The sequence below is a fragment of the Okeania sp. SIO2F5 genome (assembly GCF_010692685.1).
GTDB lineage: Bacteria > Cyanobacteriota > Cyanobacteriia > Cyanobacteriales > Microcoleaceae > Okeania > Okeania hirsuta.
In genome coordinates, this window is sequence record NZ_JAAHGU010000276.1 from 1 (window position 1) to 2,789 (window position 2,789).

At 41.8% G+C, this 2,789-nt stretch carries 2 protein-coding genes and 1 pseudogene; 2 read left to right on the forward strand and 1 reads right to left on the reverse strand.

Annotated elements, in window-relative coordinates; genetic code table 11:
• Positions 1-83, reverse strand: a pseudogene (locus F6K27_RS32815) (IS1 family transposase); the annotation flags it as partial.
• An 87-nt stretch (positions 84-170) separates the two neighbouring features.
• On the opposite strand from F6K27_RS32815, the gene F6K27_RS32820 reads away from it, so the two are divergent.
• Both F6K27_RS32820 and F6K27_RS32825 read left to right on the forward strand, forming a co-directional pair.
• Complete coding sequence (locus tag F6K27_RS32820) at positions 171-1,391, forward strand: YcaO-like family protein (RefSeq protein ID WP_353736105.1); 1,221 nt, start codon at positions 171-173, stop codon at positions 1,389-1,391.
• 392 nt (positions 1,392-1,783) lie between these two features.
• Entirely contained in the window at positions 1,784-2,227 is a 444-nt protein-coding gene (locus F6K27_RS32825; protein WP_287280134.1) for a heme-binding protein, read from the forward strand.
• The last annotated feature ends 562 nt before the right edge of the window (positions 2,228-2,789 follow it).

Below are 2,789 nucleotides of genomic sequence, written 5' to 3' on the forward strand. Positions count from 1 at the left end.
CAGTCACGGCACAGATAACTCTGTTTTCCCTGACGATGACCATTTTTCACTACTTTATGGCTTTGACAATCAGGACAATCCATCTCTCAATCAAATTCTAGAATATCATTCTCTATTGTGCAACACCCAAAAAATTAATCAGTCCAATAACTGGAGTTGTCAGTGCATTGGTGCGAGTTTCCGACCCCGAAAATCCTTTAATTCATACTTACAGTGCCATTCATAGTTTTGGTGCTGCAAAAAGTCTCGGTGCTTTGCGTTGTTCCTTGCGTCATAAAAGTGGAGGTAAAGGCAAGAGCGATCGCCAATCTAAAGCAAGTGGTTTTTGTGAAGCGATCGAAGGTTATTCGGGAATATTCCAGGGAGACGAACCTCGGAAAAAGTCAACTTTAGCTGAGTTGGGAGAGCAAGGTATTCATCCAGAAAAATGTCTACATTTTAGTCCGACTCAGTATGCTAACCGGGAGGAATTGAATGCTAACTGTAAAGTTGCTCACGATTGGATTCCGCAACCTTTTGATGTCAGTCAAGAAATTGAATGGACTCCAGTGTGGTCGTTAACCGAGCAAACTCACAAATATTTGCCTACTGCTTGGTGTTATTATGCTTATAAATTGCCCAAACAGCATAATTTTTGTGTAGCTGATTCCAATGGCAACGCTGCGGGCAATACCATAGAAGAAGCAATTTTGCAAGGATTTATGGAATTAGTGGAGCGCGACAGTGTAGGGATTTGGTGGTATAACTGTTTGCAGCGTCCGGGGGTAGATTTAGCAAGTTTTGACGACCCCTATTTATTGGAAGTGCAAGAATTTTATCAACAAAATCAGCGGGAGTTATGGGTATTAGATTTAACTACAAATTTAGGGATACCTGCTTTTACTGCGGTGTCGCGTCGAGTTGATGGAAAACATGAGCGAGTTATTACTGGTTTCGGAGCGCATTTTGACCCCAAAATTGCTATTCTGCGAGCAGTAACGGAAGTTAATCAAATAGGGTTGGGAATGGATGAGCAAGATATTAGTCAGATGGAAGAGGGGATACAAAAATGGATGACGACAGCAACTTTAGCAAGTCATCCTTATTTAGCTCCCCATCCAGAAATACCAGCTAAGGTTTATGGAGACTATCCGCAACTTTGGAGCGACGACATTTATGATGATGTTTTGACTTGTGTGAAAATTGATCAAGCAGCAGGAATGGAAACTTTGGTTTTGGATCAGACTCGCCCGGATATTGAGTTAAAAGTAGTTAAAGTTATTGTGCCTGGGTTGCGTCATTTTTGGTCGCGCTTTGGCAAAGGGAGGTTGTATGATGTTCCGGTGAAAATGGGTTTGTTGTCTGAAGCGTTGCGGGAAGAGGAGATGAATTCAATGCCAATGGTGTTTTAAGAAGGCAGGAGGCAGGGGGCAGGAGGCAGGGGGCAGGAGGGAAAGAAAGGTTCAAAGGGAGAAAGGAGAAAGTTTTTTTATCACTAAATTCAACACTCCTTCTTCAGATTTTTCTTCAAAATTGATGCGCGAAAAGACTTGACTACCTTAACGAAGTCAGAAGTCAGAAGTTAGATAGGGGAGCCGTCGGTAGGGCGACGTACAGAAGTCTACCCACCCCCGCCCCTCCCAGGAGGGGTTCCAGGAGGGGAACTAGGGGATTTGAGCTTCGCTCCAAAAATGTTTCGCCTTAAAAGGCGGGGTTGCGCGACCCATGTTATTTTGATAATTATATAGCTATCAAATGGGTTAAATAACTATATAATGGAATAGTAAATCAACTCAAATTTTAAATGTCTGCATCTTTACCCCAAGGTTTTCCTCAACCCACTGAGACCAATGTCATCGAAGTTAAAGAGTATCCCCAATATCGCGCTGTCACCTACACACATACAGGTGATTCCAGAATGGCAACCAGAGTCGCTTTTGACCCACTGTATCAACATATCAGCAGTAATCAAATTTCCATGACAACGCCTGTGGAAGCACGTTATGTCAAGGAAGGTGAAGAAACAGAAGTATCTTTTCTCTATTCAACTCCAGACATGACTCCCCAGAAAATTGATTCTCAGGTGATGGTGAGAGATACTTTACCAACAAGTGCAGGCATCTTGGCCGTCACAGATGTACCTAATATCATCTCCGCATATCGTTTGTGTGAACCCAAGGGTGAATATCTACAGGAAATTTACAGCAGTTTCCGAAGTTATGAGGTACACCCATCCGGAGCAAGATGACCGCACTTGCATTCATTCAATTATTGATCTCTGTACTTCTTATGCGAGGAATCTGCTGTAAGTTTTTTTCAAGCTATTAAGCTTTCTTCCTTCTTATATCATGTCCGGTAGCATCGGTATTGTATAGCAAAGGTAGGGAACACTTAACTGGGAACAGGGAACAGTCAGGAATACTTAAGAGCCAGAAAAAAACTTAAATTTCCTGTAGATATTCACCCTTGGGTTTACACAAACGCGCCCCAGCGGACATGATATTACTTCTTCTTTCTGCTATAAAATTATCAAAATAATATAGAATCTGGTTATACAGTATATGTTTATAATTCTATACTACACTTCAATATTAAATCGGACTACCTCCCCATCTCCCCATCTCCCCATATGTGCCAACTCTCACGGGGTGACAAGGTAGCTGAAAGCTATATATAGAGATGGACTCATCGAATAAGCTGAATAATACTTCAACTAAAAGAGAAGCATTATTGAGAATAGATGGAGGTGTGGTGCGATCGCACCACACCCCACACAGTAGGTTGATTATTTATTCATTAAAGCAATTTTT